General features: G+C 42.5%; 14 protein-coding genes. 5 read left to right on the plus strand and 9 right to left on the minus strand.

From position 1 onward, the window contains the following. Window positions 1-94: 94 nt before the first annotated feature. Window positions 95-2,044, plus strand: coding sequence for an ATP-binding protein (locus tag ACFS5N_RS16120; protein ID WP_377187850.1), 1,950 nt, complete (start codon window positions 95-97; stop codon window positions 2,042-2,044). 546 nt (window positions 2,045-2,590) lie between these two features. Here ACFS5N_RS16120 and rpsA read toward each other — a convergent pair. Continuing rightward, window positions 2,591-4,564, minus strand: coding sequence for a 30S ribosomal protein S1 (rpsA, locus tag ACFS5N_RS16125; RefSeq protein ID WP_377187853.1), 1,974 nt, complete (start codon window positions 4,562-4,564; stop codon window positions 2,591-2,593). A 187-nt stretch (window positions 4,565-4,751) separates the two neighbouring features. Further along, window positions 4,752-5,414 (minus strand): hypothetical protein, encoded by a 663-nt coding sequence (locus ACFS5N_RS16130; protein ID WP_377187856.1) that lies wholly within the window; start codon window positions 5,412-5,414, stop codon window positions 4,752-4,754. Window positions 5,415-5,611: 197 nt separating this feature from the next. On the opposite strand from ACFS5N_RS16130, the gene tyrS reads away from it, so the two are divergent. Continuing rightward, window positions 5,612-6,895 carry a tyrosine--tRNA ligase gene (gene tyrS / locus ACFS5N_RS16135; RefSeq protein ID WP_377187859.1) on the plus strand — a complete coding sequence of 428 codons (1,284 nt, stop codon included), beginning with the start codon at window positions 5,612-5,614 and terminating at the stop codon, window positions 6,893-6,895. Window positions 6,896-7,088: 193 nt separating this feature from the next. Here tyrS and ACFS5N_RS16140 read toward each other — a convergent pair whose 3' ends face one another. Then, a complete protein-coding gene (locus tag ACFS5N_RS16140; RefSeq protein ID WP_377187862.1) occupies window positions 7,089-7,742 on the minus strand; it encodes a PH domain-containing protein in 654 nt (217 codons plus the stop codon). Between the two features lie 60 nt (window positions 7,743-7,802). Then, window positions 7,803-8,786 (minus strand): acyl transferase, encoded by a 984-nt coding sequence (locus ACFS5N_RS16145; RefSeq protein ID WP_377187864.1) that lies wholly within the window; start codon window positions 8,784-8,786, stop codon window positions 7,803-7,805. 143 nt (window positions 8,787-8,929) lie between these two features. On the opposite strand from ACFS5N_RS16145, the gene ACFS5N_RS16150 reads away from it, so the two are divergent. Together ACFS5N_RS16150 and ACFS5N_RS16155 are read left to right on the plus strand one after the other, a co-directional pair. After that, a complete protein-coding gene (locus ACFS5N_RS16150) occupies window positions 8,930-9,601 on the plus strand; it encodes a lipid-binding SYLF domain-containing protein (RefSeq protein ID WP_377187867.1) in 672 nt (223 codons plus the stop codon). 242 nt (window positions 9,602-9,843) lie between these two features. Next, window positions 9,844-12,306 carry a glycoside hydrolase family 31 protein gene (locus tag ACFS5N_RS16155; protein WP_377187870.1) on the plus strand — a complete coding sequence of 821 codons (2,463 nt, stop codon included), beginning with the start codon at window positions 9,844-9,846 and terminating at the stop codon, window positions 12,304-12,306. Window positions 12,307-12,375: 69 nt separating this feature from the next. Here the strand turns inward: ACFS5N_RS16155 and ACFS5N_RS16160 are convergent, their stop codons facing one another. Then, window positions 12,376-14,784 (minus strand): ABC transporter permease, encoded by a 2,409-nt coding sequence (locus ACFS5N_RS16160; protein ID WP_377187873.1) that lies wholly within the window; start codon window positions 14,782-14,784, stop codon window positions 12,376-12,378. 198 nt (window positions 14,785-14,982) lie between these two features. Here ACFS5N_RS16160 and glgB point away from each other — a divergent pair, with 198 nt between their 5' ends. After that, window positions 14,983-17,103 carry a 1,4-alpha-glucan branching protein GlgB gene (gene glgB, locus ACFS5N_RS16165; protein WP_377187876.1) on the plus strand — a complete coding sequence of 707 codons (2,121 nt, stop codon included), beginning with the start codon at window positions 14,983-14,985 and terminating at the stop codon, window positions 17,101-17,103. Between the two features lie 403 nt (window positions 17,104-17,506). Here glgB and ACFS5N_RS16170 read toward each other — a convergent pair whose 3' ends face one another. The 4 genes from ACFS5N_RS16170 to ACFS5N_RS16185 all read right to left on the minus strand — a co-directional run bounded on the left by ACFS5N_RS16170 (window position 17,507) and on the right by ACFS5N_RS16185 (window position 22,174). Beyond that, window positions 17,507-17,998, minus strand: coding sequence for an isoprenylcysteine carboxyl methyltransferase family protein (locus ACFS5N_RS16170; protein ID WP_377187879.1), 492 nt, complete (start codon window positions 17,996-17,998; stop codon window positions 17,507-17,509). A gap of 2 nt (window positions 17,999-18,000) precedes the next feature. Then, a complete protein-coding gene (locus tag ACFS5N_RS16175; RefSeq protein ID WP_377187881.1) occupies window positions 18,001-19,062 on the minus strand; it encodes a type III polyketide synthase in 1,062 nt (353 codons plus the stop codon). Between the two features lie 136 nt (window positions 19,063-19,198). Next, entirely contained in the window at window positions 19,199-20,389 is a 1,191-nt protein-coding gene (uxuA, locus tag ACFS5N_RS16180) for a mannonate dehydratase (RefSeq protein ID WP_377187884.1), read from the minus strand. A gap of 111 nt (window positions 20,390-20,500) precedes the next feature. Then, entirely contained in the window at window positions 20,501-22,174 is a 1,674-nt protein-coding gene (locus ACFS5N_RS16185; protein WP_377187887.1) for a sodium/sugar symporter, read from the minus strand. Window positions 22,175-22,217 lie beyond the last annotated feature (43 nt).

Consider the following 22,217-nt stretch of genomic DNA (forward strand, 5'->3'; position numbering starts at 1 on the left):
GGATTTGGGCAAAGGTAATAATTTTGGTAATTATTTGTGTAGCTTAATCGAGACAAAAGCTAACATTCAATCTTGTTTTACGTAAAAGGCCTTGATGATGTATAAATTTAATTACCCCTTAATTTTGCTGTTGATATGCAGCACCGCATTTGCCCAGGTACCGTTATCTACGCTGCGATCGCGTCTGAAAAATGAGAGTAACCAACAAAAAATAGATACCTACTTAGAAATTAGTAAACTTTATGCTACTGATCAGCCCGATTCGGCTGTGCATTATTGTAACCAGGCCATGCGCCTGGCTGAATTGATGGGCGACCATCACAGTCAGGCTGTATTACTTATGGAGCTTGGTAGCGTAAATATTCTGCATAACCATGCAAACCTGGCGCGCCGGTTTATTAATGAAGCCTTGTCGATATTTCGTAACCTGCATGAGCCGGAAGGTGTGGCCGCAGCGTATGATCAACTGGGGCTGCTGGATGGCCAGGGGAAGAACGTCGCGGTAGCAGTTACTGAACTGGATAAGTCGCTTACTTTTTACAAGGATAGTCATGATAGTAGCGGTATACTGGATACTTATAGCGGTTTAGGTAAGGTATACGAAGAAAAAGGCGATATTGAAAAAGCGCTTACGTATTACCTGCGCACGTTGGTGCAGTATGAGCATCGGCAAAAGAAGCCTGAAGAGTACTTTATTTTACTGGACAGGATAGGCCATCTGTATTTGCGTAAAGGTGATAACCGTACAGCCATCAAATATCTGGAAGAAGGCGTACAAAATAGTAAGATCCCGGCCGAACGCGATACGGAGATCAATATGTTGGGCGAAGAAGGTAAGATTTACGAGCAGGAAGGCCAGTCTGCTCACGCGCTTTCTACATACAAACAAGCGCTTTCTGAAGCTAAAAAATACAATCGCCCGGAGCAGCAGGCCGAAGCTTTGATTAATATAGCCGGTGTGCTGAAAAAAGAGGATTCGGGCCAGAGTTTAAAAGATTTGAAAAGTGCATTGCATCTGGCCGATAGTCTGCACCAGCCACGTCTTGCGGCCAGCATCTACGCAGCAATGGCCGGTGTCTATCAGCAGGAAAAAGATTATAAGGAGGCGATGGCTGCTCTTGAAGAAAATCATCGTTTGCTGGATAGTTTGTTAAATGCCGATACCACCAAAGATATCGCAGCTATAGACAGCAGCTACGCGTTAGAGTCATCGCGCGAGAAGATTGGTAACCTGCAACAAGTAAGTAAAGTAGAAAAAAAAGAGCTTGATTTAAGCCTGGTGATATTAGTGATTGTATTGGCGGCTTTGGTAATGTTCTTTTTTGAGCGACGCAAAATAAGACGGTTAAACAAGGAGCTGAAAGCTGCTAACCAGGTTAAAGATACCTTATTCTCTGTAATTGGTCATGACCTGAAGGGGCCGGCCGGCAGCGCAGCGCAGTTATTTGCTTTGATGGAAACTGAAGATTTTACCGAAGAGGAATTGAAGCTCATGATATCTGACCTGCGCAAACAAACGGAGGCTTCTTTTGAGCTGCTGCAAACATTGTTTGAATGGGGGAGGACGCAATTGCAAGGTATTAAGGTACAGCCTGAAACGCTCGATACCAAGGCTATTGTTGACAAAAACATAAATTTGCTTTCCAGGCAAGCTGCACTCAAAGATATAGCGGTTATTGACCGTGTACCCTTGGGTGCCGGGATTATTGGTGATATTAACCATTTTGATTTTATTATACGTAATCTGCTGTCAAACGCTATTAAGTTTACTTATGAAAAAGGCAGCATTGAACTTGGCGCAGATAAGCAAGACGGCAAGGTGATATTTATGGTTCGTGATACCGGTAAGGGCATTACTGAAGATCAGCAGAAGCAATTCCTTACTTCAAACTTGCAGGTGTCTTATGGTACAAAAGGCGAGAAAGGCAGTGGCCTGGGGTTAAGTCTGATCAAAGAGTTTGTTGCTGCAAACCATGGTAAAATCTGGCTGGAAAGCTATGAGGGTAAGGGTACTACATTTTATTTCTCGTTCCCGGCGGCTTGATAGGTAATTACCCGCAGTAATCTCTTTCGCTATATTTATTTTAATGACAGAGAGCTAATGGAGCTGTTTTGTTTCAGGTGAATGTGAAACAGATGAAACAAGTGAAACAACATTTTAATGTAATTGGCTTATTTATAGCTGCTTACAAAAAGCAGTGAAACAAATTGAAACTGAATGAAACAACATTGCTGACAATGCCCCGTCAGCATAAATATGAAATTTAACTATTTGCAGTACAACTTTTGGGAATGTTTTGTATTTTCACATACAAAGCTTTAAAATTTAAATCCTGAACCTGTGCCCGTACGCAACCGAACCTATGAAAACTTTTTACAGCTTGTGTTAGGTTTTATAACCATGTTAGTTTTAGGCTATATAGCACTTAAACTATTCATCGAGTTGATAAGCTATTGCTCCCGGTTACACATGTGAGGTCTACTTTGTTAATTAAGCGAAGCAATAACCCTGTCAGTGATGATGTTTTTATTATACAAAAAAGCCCCCGATCACTCGGGGGCTTTAGTTTTAAAAATATTCGGTTAAAGCTTATTTAGCTTCTTCTTCAGATTTTTTTGGAGCGGCAGCTTTTTTAGCAGCAGCTTTGGTTTCTGCACCTTCCATTTGTTCTTTCAATTGAGCAAGAACTGACAAGTCGCCTAAAGTTGATTTCTCAACTGAATCTTTCACTTTCTTAACCGCATTGCTGGCAGATTTTGCCTCTTTTTTACGGTTTTCGAAGTCTTGTACACGAGCATCAGCGCGAGCATCTTCCCAAATACGAGCGTGTGAAATCACGATACGTTTGTTCTCTTTGTTAAACTCAATGATTTTGAAGTCAGCCGTTTCGTCAGCTTTTAAAGCTTTGCCATCTTCTTTAACCAGGTGTTTGGTAGGAGCGAAGCCTTCAACACCGTAAGGTAAAGCAACAATTGCACCTTTGTCAGTTACTTTCAATACAGTGCCTTCGTGGATTGAATCCAGTGTGAACACAGTTTCGAAAGTATCCCAAGGGTTTTCTTCTAATTGTTTGTGACCTAAGCTCAGTTTGCGGTTTTCAACGTCAAGCTCTAATACAACCACGTTCAGTTTTTCACCAACTTTAGTGAACTCGTTAGGGTGGTTTATTTTTTTAGACCATGAAAGGTCAGAGATGTGGATCAAACCGTCGATACCGTCTTCCAGTTCAACAAACACACCAAAGTTGGTCATGTTTTTAACTGTAGCTACGTGCTGAGTGCCGATAGCGTATTTCTCAGCAGCATTTTGCCATGGATCAGGCGTTAATTGTTTAATACCTAATGACATTTTGCGCTCGTCGCGGTCTAATGTCAATACCTGAGCTTCGATCTCGTCGCCAACTTTCAGGAATTCTTGCGGGTTGCGCAGGTTTTGTGACCACGACATTTCTGACACGTGGATCAAACCTTCAACACCCGGGATGATTTCTAAGAAAGCACCGTAATCAGCAACAGTAACTATACGGCCTTTAACTTTTGAACCAACCTGAATTGACTCGTCAAGCGACTGCCAAGGGTGTGGAGTTAATTGTTTCAAGCCCAAGGCGATACGTTTTTTCTCATCATCAAAGTCAAGCACAACAACGTTGATTTTTTGATCCAATGATAAAACTTCTCTTGGATGCTCAATACGGCCCCATGAAATATCTGTAATGTGTAATAAACCGTCAACACCACCAAGGTCAATAAATACACCAAAGTCGGTAATATTTTTAACTGTACCTTCCAATACCTGACCTTTTTCAAGTTTTGCGACAATTTCGGTTTTTTGGTTTTCTAAGTCGTCCTCGATCAACACTTTGTGTGATACTACCACGTTTTTAAACTCGTGGTTAATTTTAACAACTTTGAACTCCATAGTTTTGCCCACGTAAACGTCATAATCCCTGATAGGTTTAATGTCGATTTGTGAACCTGGTAAGAAGGCTTCAACGCCCATGATGTCAACGATCAAGCCACCTTTAGTTCTGCTCTTAACAAAACCGGTGATGATCTCATCGTTATCCAATGCAGAATTGATTTTCTCCCATGATTTTTGAGTTTTAGCGCGTTTGCGAGACAATACTAACTGACCGTTAGCATCCTCTTGCGACTCAACAAAAACATCAACTGTATCACCGATCTTCAGATCAGGTGTATCACGGAATTCAGAAACTGATACCAAACCATCAGATTTAAATCCAACGTTCAAGACAACGTCTTTGTTGTTGATACTTACAACGGTACCAGTGATGATTTCGCCTTTGGTGATAGAGCTGAAAGTTCCATCATACAATTTTTCGAATTTCTCACGGTCGCTGTCGCTGTAGTTACCAAATTTTTTGTCATCAGCATCCCAATCAAAATCTGCATTAGGTACTGAAGCAATTTGAGATTTAATCTCTTCGATTGATATTGAATCAGCCTCTGATTCAATAGTTTCTTTTTCGCCACCAGCTCTTGCTGTTTCCAGCTCAGCTTGTTTAGCTTTTAATTCTTTTTCTGCTTCTTGTTTTTTTGCCATTAATTAATTTATCTCCTTTTCCCAATTTGTTAATTGGGACTGCAAAGGTACGACTATATTTTATACAAGGAAATTTTATTTAATGTTAAATGCTGATTTTTAAGGGCTTTTGATGACAAAACGCGGATTTTAGGCGATATTGTTAACTGACAGCTCATTAGCCGGATCTAAATCATCATAAATGAGCTTACAGCTTACTTTCAATCTCACTAAAAATCGACATAAATTCAGGCAGCAACCGCTCACGATAATTGATAACTACCTTGTTCATCTGTGCCTCATGTTGCGGGGTGAAGGGGTTGTCCCAAATACGCATACAGATGCGTTTTAGCGCATATGCAATTTGCTCTGTTTCTGAATAGGTGTTCAGATATTTATCACGTTTAAATCCTTCAAAAAAACGAAAGAAACGGGTAGTGTCTTTCAATCCGGCTGAAACGAGAAAGTCATCAATCACTTCGTTATCGCAACCTTTTAAATGGTCATAAAAATCGCCAACCATTATTTCGCCGGTGGTGAGCAGCAGGTTGTCAATAATTAGTTCGACTGCAATATGACCTAAAAAAAACGGTTTGACCGGCGAGCCTGTTATAGCTGGTAATAATTCTTTCTTAAGCTGATGCGAGTGCGTTATGAAAAAATTTGAAGAGTGGAAATGCTTATCTACATCAAGATGTTTGTTCCATCCGGCTACAATGCTGTTAACTGCAGGGTTGGTATGATGCAGTTTTTCAGGATGCAAAACAATGCGCTTATCCGCATTCTTCAATAAATCGGGCAGTACGGTACCAAGTACAAAATAGCAGTCGGTAGCCTCACAGTCAAAATAAAAGTGGGATAAAAAATTCATAAACGGGCCTCAGCTAAAAATAGGAAAAATGTTTGATAGCAGCTAAAATTTAGATGTTGTTATAACATTTAGATTACTGTAAAATGACGAGTGTTTATAAATCGGTATATAATCGCCCATATAAAGTGTATAAAAATGTATAATCTGTTATCTTTGGCGGCCCGATAGTTACGGGCATTTTAAAAGATACTATATCAATGAATTTTGTTGAAGAATTACGCTGGCGCGGCATGTTGCATGATATTATGCCCGGAACTGAGGAACTGTTAAATAAAGGTATGACATCCGGCTATATCGGGTTCGACCCAACTGCCGATTCATTGCATGTAGGCAGTCTGGCGCAGATCATGACCCTGATACATTTTCAACGTGCGGGCCACAAACCTTTTGCCCTGGTTGGCGGCGCCACCGGTATGGTAGGCGACCCTTCAGGTAAATCGGCCGAGCGTAATTTGTTGTCAGAAGATGTTTTAGCGAAAAACCTTGCCGGTATTAAAGCGCAATTAGAGAAATTTCTTGACTTTAATAGTGGGGCCAATAGCGCTCAGATGGTGAACAACTTTGATTGGTTTAAAGATTTTACTTTTCTTGATTTTATCCGCGAGGTTGGTAAGCACATCACTGTTAATTATATGATGGCGAAAGACTCGGTTAAGAAGCGCTTGGAAGGCGAGACCGGTATGTCGTTCACTGAGTTTACCTACCAGTTGGTGCAGGGATATGATTTTTACTATTTGTGGAAACATAACAACTGCCAATTGCAAATGGGTGGCTCAGATCAATGGGGTAACATTGTTACCGGTACTGAATTGGTGCGCCGCAAAGGTGGCGGCGAGGCTTTTGCTTTAACCACACAATTGATTAAAAAGGCTGATGGCTCAAAATTTGGTAAAACCGAGGGGGGTAATATATGGTTGGACGCTGAAAAAACATCACCTTATAAATTCTATCAATTTTGGCTAAATACCAGCGATGACGATGCAAAAAGCTACATCCGCATATTTACCCTGTTTGACGAGGACACTATTAAAGGTTTGGAAGCCGAGCAAGACAGCGCACCGCACCTGCGTACCTTACAAAAAGCTTTAGCTAAAGACATCACCATACGTGTACATGGCGAAGCTGAATATGAAAAAGCTATCAAATCGTCAGAGTTTTTATTTGGCAATACAGGCATTGAGTTTTTGAATGAACTAAGCGAGGCTGAGGTAATTGGTTTATTTGAAGGTGTGCCTAATTTTAAAATAAGCTTGAGCGATTTACAGGCTGGTATCAGTGCTGTCGACTTACTGGCTGCCAATACCCAAGTTTTTGCATCAAAAGGCGAAGCAAAAAAAATGATCCAGGGTGGTGGGGTAGCCATCAATAAAACTAAAATAGGCGCTCCTGAAGATGTTTATAACACAGATAGTCTGATAGGTGGGAAATTCCTTGTCGCTCAAAAAGGTAAAAAGAATTACTTTTTGATTATTGCTGAGTAAGTAACGCAATCCTGTTTGTCATCAATAAACTCCACTTGTCATCCTGAGCGTAGCGAAGGATCTTATCCGATTGATAGTTAAAGGTCGATAATCGCTTAAATAAGATTCTTCGCGATGCTGAGAATGACAAATTTGATAAAGAGGAAAGGGGCAGATGATCATCTGCCCCTTTCCTCTTTATGGTTTCTTTCAATTACAGATCGCTTAACAAATCCAATTTCTTAGAATTATATTCCTCTTGTGAGATTAGTCCGTTATCGAACAAGGTTTTCAGCTTTTTCAATTTCTCAGTCAACACATCTGGTTTAACCTCGGCGGCAGGTGCTGCCGGAGCAGGAGTTGGCTCAACTTGTGCCGGTGCGGCAGCCTGTAATGCAGGAGCTTGCGGCGGAGCATGCTGATCGTATTGAATAGAGCCCGATTCGGCGCGTTTCTCTTCAAGCTCGCGCTGGCGGCGTGCTTCGCGTTCGGCTTCTTTTCGCTCTTGCGCGTATTGATATAGTTTACGGGCCTGTACCTTCGGTAGATAGTCGACACCCATTTCAGCACCATTGGTGGTTTTTACGCTAAATATAGCGCCAATGATCTCTTCCTTTGTATAAACGTCAACAATATCCTTCCAAACAAAGTCGACAAATTTTATAGACAGGCCCAGGTTTGCCGGGGTAAAAAACAGTACGCGCTTATTCGTAATCGCAATACAATCAGGTAAAATGTTTACCAAAGGTTTTTTTTGTACGGCTATGTATATAATTTCTTCTCCGGTGGTTAACAAGTCAACCAGGCGGGTGTAAACTTTCTCTATCGCTTTTGGGTCTTGCTCGTCACGCAAAAATTGATCCATCATGTTGTTTCGGTATTTGTGAGGTGCAAAAATAGTTAAATTCCGTTAGTTGCATATTAAGTTTTACGCTATCAGTAAATTACAGCCGCGTATATCGGCATTATCAAAACGCCCTAAAACCTCAAAGCTACCATCAGCATAAATCTTACCTAAATCTTTGGTTGCAATGAATGAGCACGAATTAATATTAGCCAGGTCGATAACATTAATGCCGCCAACTTTGCCGTCGGTAATTAAAGTTAATGGGTCGTTGGTATCGCGGGTGATGATCTTCATCCAGGGCGGACAGTAAAAAACTCCCCCGCCTTGTGAGTAGGCTTGCGAGAGCAGCTCAGTCATACCATACTCTGAATGAATGGCGGTTACGCCAAACCCTTCGCATAAAACAGCGTGCAGTTCTTCACGGATCATTTCCTTACGACGCCCTTTCATGCCGCCGGTTTCCATCACAATCAATTCTGGAAAGTTAATTGGGTGCTGCTCCACAAAATCAAGCAGCGCAAAAGTCACGCCTATTAACAAGGTAGGTTTGGCAGCAATCTGCTGTTTGGCCAGTTGCGCGGCCAGTTCGTCGTAGTTATATAAGTAAAAGCCACTGTCAGGGTTGTTTGACTGGGTAATCAGATCCTGGGCCATATAAATCAATGACGATCCCTGACGCTCAAGGTACGAGGGCAGCAGCGCCAGGACGGTATAATCTCTTATATCGCCATAAAATAAATTAAACGCTTTGCGAAAGCTTTCCTCATACCAACTCACGTCAGTTACATAATGGCTGCTGGTGATCATGCCTGTAGTACCCGAGCTGGTAAAGGTAACCTGCGCCGCATCTGCCGAGCTTAAAATATGGTGGCCCTTAAAAAACTCGATAGGCAAAAACGGAATTTGCGTAACTGCGTTTATTCGTTCGGTATCAATACCCAAACCGGCGATAAAATCAGCATAAACCCGGCAGTTTTTTGCCTGATACCTGAAAGTCTGCAAAGCAATTTCGTTAAATGCCGCATCATTATCTATAGAAAATACCTGCTGTTTACCGGGTTTCATTTGTGCAAAGATAAGCACCGGGTTTAATATGCTATTATGCTAAAAACAGATAGGATAATTATATGACGGGGAAACTTACATTTTAGCAAACAACTACCGGATTCGCAGGTTTTGTTCATAACACAAATTAATATCTGTCAATCATGAAAACTTTAAAATTATTTATAGCGCCGGTATTGTTATCTGTACTGATGATAATGGCGTCGGCCACTGATGTGAGTAAAGAAACTGAGCGCGTCAATAAATCAACCGATGTGCTAAAGGCTTTTAGTAAAATGAAAGAAACCATACCCCATGATCTGATATCGCAATATGAAGGTATTGTAATTATCCCGGGGCTGTTGAACGCCGGCTTTGGTGTGGGTGCCAAACGCGGCAAAGGCATTGCGCTGGTAAAGTTGCCAGACGGTAAATGGAGCGACCCGGTATTTGTTACTATGACAGGCGGTAGCATTGGTTTGCAGATCGGTGTGCAGTCTACCGACCTGGTGTTGGTATTTAGGCACAAAGGTGTGTTAGCCAAAGTTAAAAATGGCGATTTTACCATTGGCGGTGACATATCAGCAGCAGCCGGCCCTGTAGGCCGCAGTTCGCAGGCAACTACCGATTATAAGTTAGAGGCCGAGGTTTATTCCTATTCACGCAGTCGCGGATTATTTGCAGGTATCACCATTCATGGTTCAAACCTGGCTATTGATAAGGACGCTAACCATGCGTTTTACAGTAATAAAATGTCATCGGCCGAAATATTTGAGGCTGGTAACAGCAGTAATGCCGCGGTTGTTGGCTTAAAAGCAGCGTTAAACGCTTTATAAATCTTTTAATTCCGGATAGCAGCGGGTACCCGCCCGTTGCTATTTTAATATTAAATTGCAGTACTTTAAAGTACTGAAAATTATGACTTTCATAATTTTTCACTGTTGTCCATCTTTTCCGGCTTCATCTGTCCTTTTTATAGAATAAAAGTCGTTTATTAGCTCTTGAAACAGGCAATTGCCATTAATTTTTGGCTTTTACTGCGAATATTTGTGTGCAAGTGCCGAATCGATCATAGTATATGGAAGAGAACACGACAAACCCCGAATTAGAATTAAACAAATCCACAGTGGCCGAAGAAGAGGTGTTTCAACATGTAAACAACCCTGTAATCGGAATAAAACCCATCATAAAAAAATATCTGGGCATACCCAAACAAGCCGATCAGATAGGTCACAAGTTCTATTTTACAGACGGAGAGGCCAAAGTTGAAATAGTAGTAGTAACAGACGAGATTATCCGGGTTAGACTGGCTCCGCATGGGGTTTTTCTGGAGGAGTTTTCTTATGGAGTGCCTAAGATTACTCCTAAGGCCACTGCCTTTACCTTGTTTGAGGATGATGCTGAGTTTCGTGTTTCAACAGGTGTAGTTACCTGCCATATCCGTAAGGCTGATTTTTTCATCTCATTCTCCGATGCGGATGACACCATTACCAGTATGGACGCCGTACCTATGCACTGGGAAGAAAACGTGGCCTTTGGTGGTTATTATGTGTTTTGTACTAAAGAATGCCTTCCCCGTGAGGCGTTTTTTGGTTTGGGCGATAAACCTACTGAGCTCAACCTGCGCGGTAAACGTTTTGTAAACTGGAATACCGATGCTTATTCGTTCCAATGGAATCAGGATCCTATTTACCGCACCATACCTTTTTACATCAGTATAAATGAGGGTATATCCCACGGTATTTTCTTTGACAATACGTTTAAATCGCATTTCGACTTTGGTTCGCAAGAGCCTGACAAAACCAGTTTCTGGGCTGATGGCGGCGAATTACAGTATTACTATATACACGGGCCACATATGATGGACGTGGTTAAAAACTACCACAAACTTACGGGTACGCATCCAATGCCGCCGTTATGGGCTCTTGGTTATCATCAATGCCGCTGGAGCTACTACCCTGAGGCTAAGGTTAGAAAGATTGCTACTACATTTCGTGAGCAAAATATTCCTTGCGACGGTATCTACCTGGATATTGATTACATGGACGGTTACCGTTGCTTTACCTGGAATAAAAAATATTTCCCTGATCCGAAAGCCATGATCAGTGATTTGGCTAAGGATGGTTTCAAAACCGTGGTAATTATTGATCCGGGTATTCGGGTTGATGATAATTATTGGGTATTTAAAGAAGGTAAGGAGAAACGCTATTTCTGCCGCCGGAGCGACGATTATTTTATGGAAGGCCATGTATGGCCCGGCCGTTGCCAGTTTCCTGACTTTACAAACCCGGAGGTACGTGAGTGGTGGGGCGGCTTGTTTCAGGGCCTTGTTGACGCGGGCGTCGCCGGGGTTTGGAACGATATGAATGAGCCTGCTGTATTTGGTACCAGCACTTTCCCTGATGATGTCCGTCATCAGTACGATGGCCACCGTGGCTCGCACCGTAAAGCACACAACGTGTATGGTATGCAAATGGTACGCGCTACGTATGAGGGCTTGCGTAATATCATGAAAAATAAACGCCCGTTTACAATTACCCGGGCCGGATATTCGGGCGTACAGCGTTATTCGTCAGTTTGGACGGGAGATAACGTGGCAACCTGGGAGCATTTGAAATTGGGTAACGTTCAGCTACAACGTCTGTCAATGTCAGGCATTCCGTTTTGCGGTACTGATATAGGTGGCTTTAGCGGCGAACCAGACGGCGAACTGTTTACCCGCTGGATTCAGTTAGGAACATTCTCGCCGTTTATGCGCGCGCACTCTGCCGGCGATACCAAGGAACGTGAGCCATGGAGCTTTGGCGATCCGTATACCGCTATCAATCGCAAATTCATCGAATTACGTTATAAATTGCTGCCTTACCTGTACTCAACCTTCTGGGAGCACCACCGTTATGGTTTCCCTATTTTAAGGCCTATTGTGATGCAGGAGCAGCTGGAATCAGATAACTACTTCCGCCAGGACGAGTTTACTTATGGCGATAAGATACTGGTTTGCCCGGTGTTGGAGCCTGGTCAGAAAAGCCGCCGTGTTTATCTGCCAACCGGCGTTTGGTATAACTTCTGGACACTTGAAGTTGTCGAGGGTGGTAAAGAGGTTGAAGTTCAAACCCCGTTAGAAACGATCCCCGTATTCATTAAAGCCGGTGCGGTTATTCCGGAATACCCTATACAGCAGTACGTTGGCGAAAAAGAGATTGAAGAGGTTAAACTAAATATTTATTTTGCCGATCATGATGCCAACTCGTTCTTCTTTGAAGATTATGGAGAAACTTTTGCCTATGAGCAAGACATCTACTCTGAGAAAAAATTTGTTACCAGCGGTACCAAAACCAGCATGAGCATACAGCAAAGTGTTGAAGGTTTGTATACACCACGTTATGATATGTATACCTTTACGGTATCGGGTTTGCCGTTTAAAGCTAAAACCATTACTGCTGACGGCAAAGCGATTACCGATTTTGCGGTCAACGCAGATGGCTTGCTAGAGTTTAAATACAGTAAAAACTTTAAGAAGATTGATATTGCCGCTAAGTAATTAGCGCCTGGAATAATAAAAGCCTTGCCGATTTTTTCGACAGGGCTTTTTTGTTTTACACCAAAAAGTTTACCCATCCACCCTTAAACTGTTCACCGGGTTTGCCAATGCCGTTTTAACGGTTTGTAAGCCAATTAATATTGCCGTCAAAACAGTCAGTGTACCCATAGTCAAAACAAATGGTAGCAGTGTAATGCTTACGCGTGACGCGTACCCGTCTAACCAATGCGACATGATGACGTAGGCTAGTGGACAAGCAACCAAACCTGCTATAGCCACGGTGACCAGAAAATCCTTCATGAAAAGCATAATGATGGCATTGATGGATGATCCCAGCACTTTGCGGATACCGATCTCTTTAGTGCGTTTTTGTACGCTAAGCGATATCAAGCCCAATACACCTAATAGCACGATGATTATAGATAAGGCGGTTGCTAATGAGGCCGCTTTTTTAAGTTGTAATTCAGTAGCATAAACTTTTGCCAGAGCGTCGTCCATAAACTGATATTCAAAGGGGGCATCGGGCATCAATGCAGTCCACTTTTTTTGAATAGCGGCCAGGCTGCTTTGCAAATTACCGGGTTTTAAACGGATATTGAAGTAACGGTAAACGGAAACATAATTATTACTCATAAACGTTACTGGCTCTATTTTGTCATGCATCGATCCAAAATGAAAATCGGCAGTTACACCGCAAACTGTAAAAGGCTTTGCCGAATAGGCCCATATCATTACCGGCTTGCCAATAGCCTCCTGCGGGTTAGCCCAACCCAGCAATTTAGCCTGTGTTTCATTAATGACAATTTTTAAGCTATCGGCTTTAGTAAATACCGGGTCGAAAAATTTTCCGGCTCTGAGCGGAATTTTATAAGTTGACAAATAGCCATCGTCGCAAACCAGTCCGGTGCTGCTGATCACTTTGTCTGGTTTGTCGGGTCGGTTCACTTTAAAATTGCTGCCGTTGTGGCCGTCGGGTATTTCGTACGATAGCGATATGTTACGTACTTCAGGTAACTGAGCTAGTTGCGAGCGTATGTATTCCATTTTCTGTACCCCTTGTGATGACCAGTCGCGGGACGGTTGTGCGTAGATCAGATTGTCTTTTTTATAACCCAGATTATCGCTAAAAAATAAACTGATTTGCTGCGACATGATAATGGCGCCTGTTAAAACCACTGCAGCTATGGTAAATTGAAAAGCTACCAGCGTTTTACGAAGTAATACGCTCTCTTTTACCGAACTAAGTTTGCCTTTTAATGAATCGACAGATTTTGAAGCCGATAGTACAATTGCAGGATACAGGCCCGCTAATGCACCTGTCAACAATATAAATACCAATAGCCCAGGACCGATGTATGCCGGGAAGCTAAACAAACCTGGAATATTTCTACCTAAAATGGTACTAAAATAAGGTTTGGCTGCCAGGTATATTATCAATGCAATTAAGGTTGAGGCCAAAACCAATACGGTCGACTCAATTAAAAATTGAAAGATGAGCTGTTTACGTAAACTACCCAGCGCTTTTCGTATTCCCACCTCGCGCATGCGGCTTGCCGAACGGCCAATGCAAATGTTTACGAAATTGATAATCGCCATAAATAATATAAATACTGCTATGCAAGAGAGAGTATAAACCATCTTTTTAATCAGGCCCTTGTTAGCTTGCAGATTATAGTCGGTAAGTTTTACCAGGTATTCTGTAAGCTCTTTTTTAATCGTTTCGTCAGATACGTTTCTATCTATCAAAAACTTCATGGCTTTTTCAACCGCGACGGGGTTTGCACCTTTTTTTAACTCCACATACCCTATATTGCCCGGATTCATCCAGCCGTTAAGGCTGCGATTAAAATATCGCGCACCTGCATTGTTAAAAAAGAACTCATTTTTGCCCGCTAATGATGTTACCGAGTTTTCGGGCATCTCTTTCAATACCCCGGTAATGGTAAAGTCGTGGTTGCCCCCGTTAAGGTTTGCAAAATTGAGGGTTTGGCCGGTTACATCGGTATGTCCAAAATATTTGATAGCCATCTTTTGGGTGATTACTACCGTAAACGGATCTTTTAGTGCGGTATTGGTATCACCATATAATAGTTTAAATCCGTAGGTGCTTAATAAGGTACTGTCGCCTAACTGCAGGTTTTCCCTGAAATGTTTATCGTTTTTTGATACTACTGTCGTAATACCATCGGCGTGATAATAATTGGCAACCAGATTGGGGCAGTTATCCTTAAGCGCTTTTGGTATTTCTGCCAGAACACCAATTTCGCTTCCCAGGTTAGGGTCCTTCCAACGGCTTAGGATGATATATTGGTTGTCGGCATTTTTAAGCTGATGATTGTAGCGTACTTCGCTCCAAACGTAAGCCCCAATTAACAGGGTAAAAGATATCCCAACAGATAAACCGAAAATATTAATGAGCGAAAAAGTCTTGTTTTTTAGTATGTTTCGCCAGGCGATAGTAATGTAATTGTGCAGCATAAGCGTTTGGGTTTTAACCGAAAGTAATCACTAACATTCACCCAACGAAAAGATTAACATTTTTTAACGCAGTATGGCATCCGCAAACAATAATGCCCTTTATTACTTTTTCATCGAACAATTATATGTTTGATTGTTATAAAAAACTCATTACCTTGATTGAGTTTATCTAAAACCGCCCGAAAGGGCAAACCTATTATGGCAAAAAAAACCACGATTACCTCTCCTGAATCTGCAAACCCAAAATCTGAAAAAACTGCTAAGGCTAAAGTTGTAACAGAGAAAGCCGCGCCGGCTAAAGTCGCCAGAGAAAAAACGGCGGACAAACCGAAAGCGGGCAGCAAGTCTGTAACGGCTAAAAAAGCTGTTAAACCTGAAATTGCCGCAGATGAGGTGGCGCATCTGAACGATGTGCGCCGGGTAATTCCATATAGCCGTTTTACTGATTTTGACATAGCACTGTTTCAGTCGGGTAAGCACTACAAATTATATGATAAGTTAGGATCGCATGTGGTTGAGCTAAATGGGGTAGTGGGCACTTATTTTGCAGTATGGGCACCCAACGCACATTATGTGTCGGTTATCGCCAACTTTAACGGTTGGGATAAGGGTTCGCATCCGCTGTATAGCCGCTGGGATGGCTCTGGGATATGGGAGGGATACATACCTAACGTAGGGAATGGTGAGGTATACAAATATTTCATTAACTCTACCACCGGCGAAGATCTTGAAAAAAGCGATCCGTTTGCTTTACGCTGGGAGGTTCCGCCGCTTACAGGGTCAATAGTGGCCGATACTTTTTATGAGTGGAAGGATGCTAACTGGATGGCAAACCGCTATCAGCATAATGCTTTAGATAAACCTTATTCTGTTTACGAAGTACACTTAGGTTCATGGGCGCGCGATTTTGACCGCCCCGACGAGTTTTATAACTACGAACAATTGGCCGAAATGCTGGTGCCCTACGTAAAATATATGGGCTTTACGCACGTGGAGTTTATGCCGATTATGGAGCATCCTTTTTACCCGAGTTGGGGTTACCAGGTAAGCGGTTATTACGCGGCATCGTCGCGCTACGGCACTCCTCAGCAGTTAATGTATCTGATTGAGCGTTTTCATCAGGAAGGTATAGGCGTAATATTGGATTGGGTGCCCTCGCATTTCCCTGGCGACGCTATGGCGCTTTACAAATTTGATGGTACGCATCTTTACGAGCATGCCGACACCCGCAAAGGGTTTCACCCTGATTGGAAATCATATATATTTAATTACGGCCGCAATGAGGTCAGAGCGTTTCTGATCAGCAATGCTATTTTCTGGCTGGACAGATATCATGTTGATGGTTTACGTGTAGACGCGGTGGCTTCAATGCTTTACCTTGACTATTCGCGTAACGTAGGTGAGTGGGAACCCAATGTATTTGGTGGTAATGAAAACCTGGAAGCCATATCGTTTCTGAAAGAGTTTAATGAAGCTGTTTACAGCCATTTTCCTGACATTCAAACCATAGCCGAAGAGTCGACCTCATTTACCGGTGTAAGCCGTCCGGTTTTTGTCGGGGGACTGGGTTTTGGTATGAAATGGATGATGGGCTGGATGCACGATACGTTGAAGTATTTTTCTGAAGATCCGATCAATCGTAAATATCACCACAATGTATTGACCTTTAGTTTGATTTATGCGTTTACTGAAAACTTTATGCTGCCTTTCTCGCACGATGAGGTGGTATACGGTAAAGGCGCTATGTTACGCAAAATGCCGGGCGACGAATGGCAGCAGTTTGCTAACCTGCGCTTGTGTTATAGCTATATGTTTACTCACCCGGGTGCCAAGTTGCTATTTATGGGCTGTGAGTTTGGCCAGGGTGATGAATGGAATTTTCAAACTGCGCTGCAATGGCACGTAACTGAATATCCAAATCATAAAGGTATCAGCGAAACGGTTAGAGCATTAAATCAACTATATAAATCTGAACCTGCATTATACGAAAAAGCCTTTTCGCCCGAAGGTTTTGAATGGATAGATGGGGGGAATGTTGACGACTCAGTAGTGGTTTACCTGCGTAAAGGTAATAACCCTAAAAATGACTTGCTGGTGGTGTTGAACATGACCCCTGTTGTGCGCGAGGGCTACCGGATAGGTGTGCCTACCGCCGGTGACTGGCAGGAAATATTTAACTCAGATGCCGTAGGTTACTGGGGTAGCGGTGTTAATAATAATAAGCCGGTAATAAGTGAGAAGGTAAGCTGGCATGGCAAAAGCAATTCAATCAATATTACCTTGCCGCCGCTGGCTGCAACGGTATTTAAGTTAAAATGATTTGGATGGGTGATTGTAAATAAATTTGCGCAGGGTTTTTGATTAGCCCCGCCTTAGGCGAAAAATTTGCTTATTAATAAATTCAATTTTAAATAAGACTATATTTTTTATAAAAATTTGATTTTTAGAGGTTTAGGGTGTTATATTTAATATAGATAGTTGATTTTTCGTCGCGAATTATCAGTTATCAGGCCCCTAACCCCTAATTGAATGAAACTATTCTTATCACTATTTTTCGCCTTTTGCGCAATAGCAGCCCTGTCGTTTGCTATTTATATAGCAGTTCCAATATATCCTTATATTAAAGACCCGACTGTAATTGTCAGCTTTATGGTGTTCCTAGTATTTTATTACCTGGCTTACCGCTCTTATAACGGGCACAAAAAAAGCAGGGTCATTTAACCTATTGCGCCCATACTTTATTCTCAACTTTTATGCGTACCGTTAACATAATAGCATTGAGTAAAGTAAATATTATCGCCGTGTAATAAAGATGAAATACCAGGGGGATTATGGCTATCTCACAAATTACTTCCATATAGTTGGGGTGTTTGAAAAATTTGTATGGTCCCTTTTTTACAGGGTATACTCCAGGGATACGATAAATCTTGGTGTTCCAATATTTGCCAAGCGACAACAAAGCCCAGAATTTAAAAGAAAGTACAAGCAAGAAACTGACTAGTGCTATCCAGCTAATTGGCTGGCCATCTTTTAAGTTATATTCAACAATCAGCGAAAGCAAAAACAGTGTATGCATGGTAACCATATACGGGTAATGGTCTTGCCCATATTGAATAGCGCCATTGGCCAGCAGCCATTTCTCATTGCGCCTGGAGATATACAGTTCAGACAGCCGCTGAAGAATCAAAAAAGTAATAAAGACGATAAAATACATGATTAGCTTTCTGTAAGCTTTAACAACACCATCTCGCTCGAAAACCCGGGGCCCATGGCCATCATTAATCCGTAGCCGGGCTCAAAGCCCTCGTTCATAAAACGCTCTAAAACATAGAGTACAGTAGCGCTGCTCATGTTACCATTGTCGTTCATTACGGCGCGGGTTTTATTTAAAAAGTCGCCCTCCACTTGTAAGGCATCCGCGTAGGCATCTAAAACCTTTTTACCACCGGGGTGGAAAATGAAATTTTTGATATCGCTTAGCTGTAAACCTTGTTTGGTTAAAAACTCGGTGATATCTGCCTTTACATTTTCATGAATGAAGGTAGGTATATCTTTTGAGAAAAGTACTTTAAACCCGGTATCATTAAAATCCCAGCCCATTACGTCGAGCGAGTCGTAGTATAATTTGCTGCTGGCGCCTATGTAAGCCACTTTTTGTTTTGGGGCGTCAAAGGCATCGCCTTTAATGATACAAGCCGCTATACCGTCTGAAAACAGGCTTGAGCCTATGAAATTACTCTTGCTGTAATCGGTTTTGATTAAGGTGAGTGAACACAATTCAACTGCCACCAGCAAAACCACCGCATTTGCATCGGCAATGGCAGCCATATTGGCTTTGGCCATACCCGACACGCCACCACCGCAACCTAATCCCCACAGCGGGCTTCTCCGAATATGCTGATTAAGCCGCATATTATTGATGATTAAGGCGTCCAGACTTGGCGTTGCAAGGCCCGTGGTCGATACAAAAATAATATCGGTGATATCACCTTTGCTTATACCTGCTTTAACGATACAATCTTCAATCGCCTGTACCGAGTAATTCAATGCATTTTCAATATAATCATTATTGCGCTGCTCGAAGGTGTTGGGTTCTGCATAATAGGAGAGTGGCTTACAGAAATTGCGCGTCACAATCTCTGTATTATCAAAAGCAAATATCAGCCGGTCTGTTTGTGGGAAGTTGGCCGAAAATAGCTCGTGAGCCTGTTGCTTAACTTCCTGTTGACTGATCTTGTAAGGTAGATCTATGGTAGATGTGGCTGCTATATGAGGCATATTGTACTTACGATGGCGTTTAAACAATAGTTGCCCTTAGATAAGCAAAAAGCCTGTTGATTGTTTCAATTTGTCAGCCTAAAAAGCAAAAACCCGTACTTTTTGCAAACACGGGTTTATACTTGAGTGACTAACTTTATAGCAAGCTGCGTTTTACACCCAGCTCCAGCCCCCGCAATTCTGCCAGACCCTTTAAACGGCCAATAACTGAATAACCCGGGAAGGTGTCATGGTTAAAATCATCCAGCAATTTATGGCCATGGTCTGGGCGCATGGGTATGACTGCATCGTCGCGGCCGGCGTCTTGTCTTTTCTTTTGCTCAAGGGCGATAGCTTTCATCACGGCAAACATATCGGTGCTGCCTTCCAGGTGATTGTCTTCATAAAAGCTGCCATCGGCCTCACGTTTAACGTTACGCAGGTGCAGAAAGTGGAAATGCTGACCCAGCCGTTCAACAATACCCGGCAAATCGTTATCGCCACGGGCACCCAATGAGCCGGTGCAAAAAGTTATACCATTGCTCGGTGATGGCGCCGCGTTTACTACATCGTTCAGGTCTTTTTCTGTCGATACTATCCTGGGTAAACCAAAAATCGGGAACGGGGGATCGTCGGGGTGTACACACATCTTGATACCCAGTTTCTCCGCATCAGGAATGATTGCCTGCAGGAAATAAGCCATGTTAGCTTTCAGCGATACCGCATCGGTATTTTCATAACGTTTTAAAAACTCTTTAAACTGGTCGATAGTCAGTACATCTTTAGTGCCCGGCAAGCCGGCCATCACGTTTTTTATGAGTTGTTGCTTTTCTTCAGCAGTGATGCTGTCCAGATAAGCTTTGGCAGCTTGTTGCTGGGCTGGCGTAAATTCATCAAAAGCGCCGGGGCGTTCTAAAATGTACAAATCAAACGCCGCCAGGGCAGGGGCGTGAAAGCGCAAGGCCGAGGCTCCATTTTGTAACCGATAATCAATATCGGTACGTGTCCAATCCAGCACCGGCATAAAGTTGTAACAAACTGTTTTTACGCCGGCGGCAGATAGGTTTTTAAGTGTCTCGATATAGTTTTTGATATGCTGATCGCGACCTGCGGCTGCTGTCTTAATGGTGTCGTGCACGTTTACGCTTTCTACTACCGACCAGCGGAAACCGGCGGCCTCAATGATGTCTTTACGCTTCTTTATTTCATCAAGGCTCCATACCTCGCCGGTAGGGATATAGTGCAGCGCGTTTACAATTCCGGTAGCGCCGGTGTGGCTAATGGCTTGCAAAGTTGCAGCGTCATTTGGCCCGTACCAGCGAAATGTTTGTTCTAAATTGGTGATCATGTAAGGGATGATGTTATCGGTTACAAAAAACGGTATATAGGTTATAAAAAACAACCCTCTTGTTGATTGACAAGAGGGTTGTTAGTATGATGCCACCGGCAAATATTTTTCTTACCAGTAAATTGAATAAAGTGCTACCAGGATACCGCCTACAATCAAAGTACCTACCGCAAAGCCTTTTGATGTTTTAAACATGCTTGAATCAACTTCAAGTCCGTGAACTTTATCACCTTTGGCATTTTCGATCATAGAGATGATGTACATTCCGATAACGCAGATCAGGAATACAAAGCCCATACGGTCAATAAACGGCATCTCATAAACACCGTTAGCGTTTTTAGCGGAGAAACCGTAAGGTGCCAAGCCTGCTAAATTTACATAGCCTGGTAATACTTTGAATCCGCATGAAAGGATGAAACCACCTATAGTTGCAAACAATGCCGCGTTTGAAGTGGTTTTTTTCCAGAAGAAACCCAGGATAAACATGGCGAAGATGCCCGGCGAAACAAAGCCGGTATATTCCTGGATGTATTGGAAACCGCCTTTTTTATCGATACCCAGGTGAGTACATAATAAAATACCCAGCAACATGGCAACAACCACGGTTATTTTGCCAATAGTTACGGTTTGCTTATCGTTAATTTTTGGATTGATCTTTTTGTAAACGTCCAGTGTAAAGATGGTTGCAATACTATTTGCTTTACCAGCCAAAGATGCTACCACAGCCGCAGTTAAAGCCGCAAATGACAAACCTTTTAAGCCCGACGGCAACAGATTCAACAAAATGGGATAAGCACGATCAGGGTTCATGTCGGCACCAACGCCGATTTTATGCGAAAAGTCAAATACGTCGTGTTTGTACAGGATGAACGCAGCAATACCCGGCAACACTACGATAACCGGCATTAACAACTTCAGGAAAGCTGCGAATAAAATACCACCACGGGCAGTCTTCAAATCGGCACCCAAAGCACGTTGGGTGATGTATTGGTTACAGCCCCAGTAGTTCAGGTTAACAATCCACATACCCCCAATTAATACGCTTAAGCCCGGCAGGTCAAGATAATTTTTATTGTCATGGCTAAATATCATGTGAAAGTGATCTGCCGCTTGTTCTTTCATGACACTTAAACCGGCAAGCACACCATGCTGCCCAAATTGCGTAGAAACAAGATTAACGGCAATATAAGTTGTCACCAATCCACCCAGAATCAAGAAGAATACCTGGATAACGTCTGTAAAACCAATAACCTTCATACCACCCAAGGTGATAATTACGGCAAAAATGGCCATCCCCCAGATACAGGCCATCAGGCTAACGCCAGAGATTGCGCTAACCGCCAGTGCACCCAGGAATAATATTGAGGTTAAGTTAACTACTACGTAAAGCAGCAACCAGAAAATGGCCATGATCATAGCAACAGTACCATTATATCGCTGGTTCAGGAACTGAGGCATGGTGAATATCTTATTTTTAAGATAAACCGGAATGAAAAATATGGCTACGATGATCAGGGTGGCAGCGGCCATCCACTCATAGGTAGCAATAGCCAGGCCCATTTTAAAACCTGACCCACTCATTCCGATAAATTGCTCGGCTGAGATATTTGAGGCGATAAGAGATGCACCAATAGCCCACCATGTTAGTGAACCTTCTGCCAGAAAATAATCATTTGAACCAGATTCGGCTTTACGCTTGCGTTGGTAAACCCATAATCCGTAAAAAGCTACTACAAAAAAGTAAATTGCAAATACTACATAGTCGCCGGTTGTCAGCTTATTCATTTTTAAAGTTTAAAATTGGTTGAGCAATTATAAACTTTATATC

The sequence above is a fragment of the Mucilaginibacter ximonensis genome (assembly GCF_042686265.1).
Classification (GTDB): Bacteria; Bacteroidota; Bacteroidia; order Sphingobacteriales; family Sphingobacteriaceae; genus Mucilaginibacter; species Mucilaginibacter ximonensis.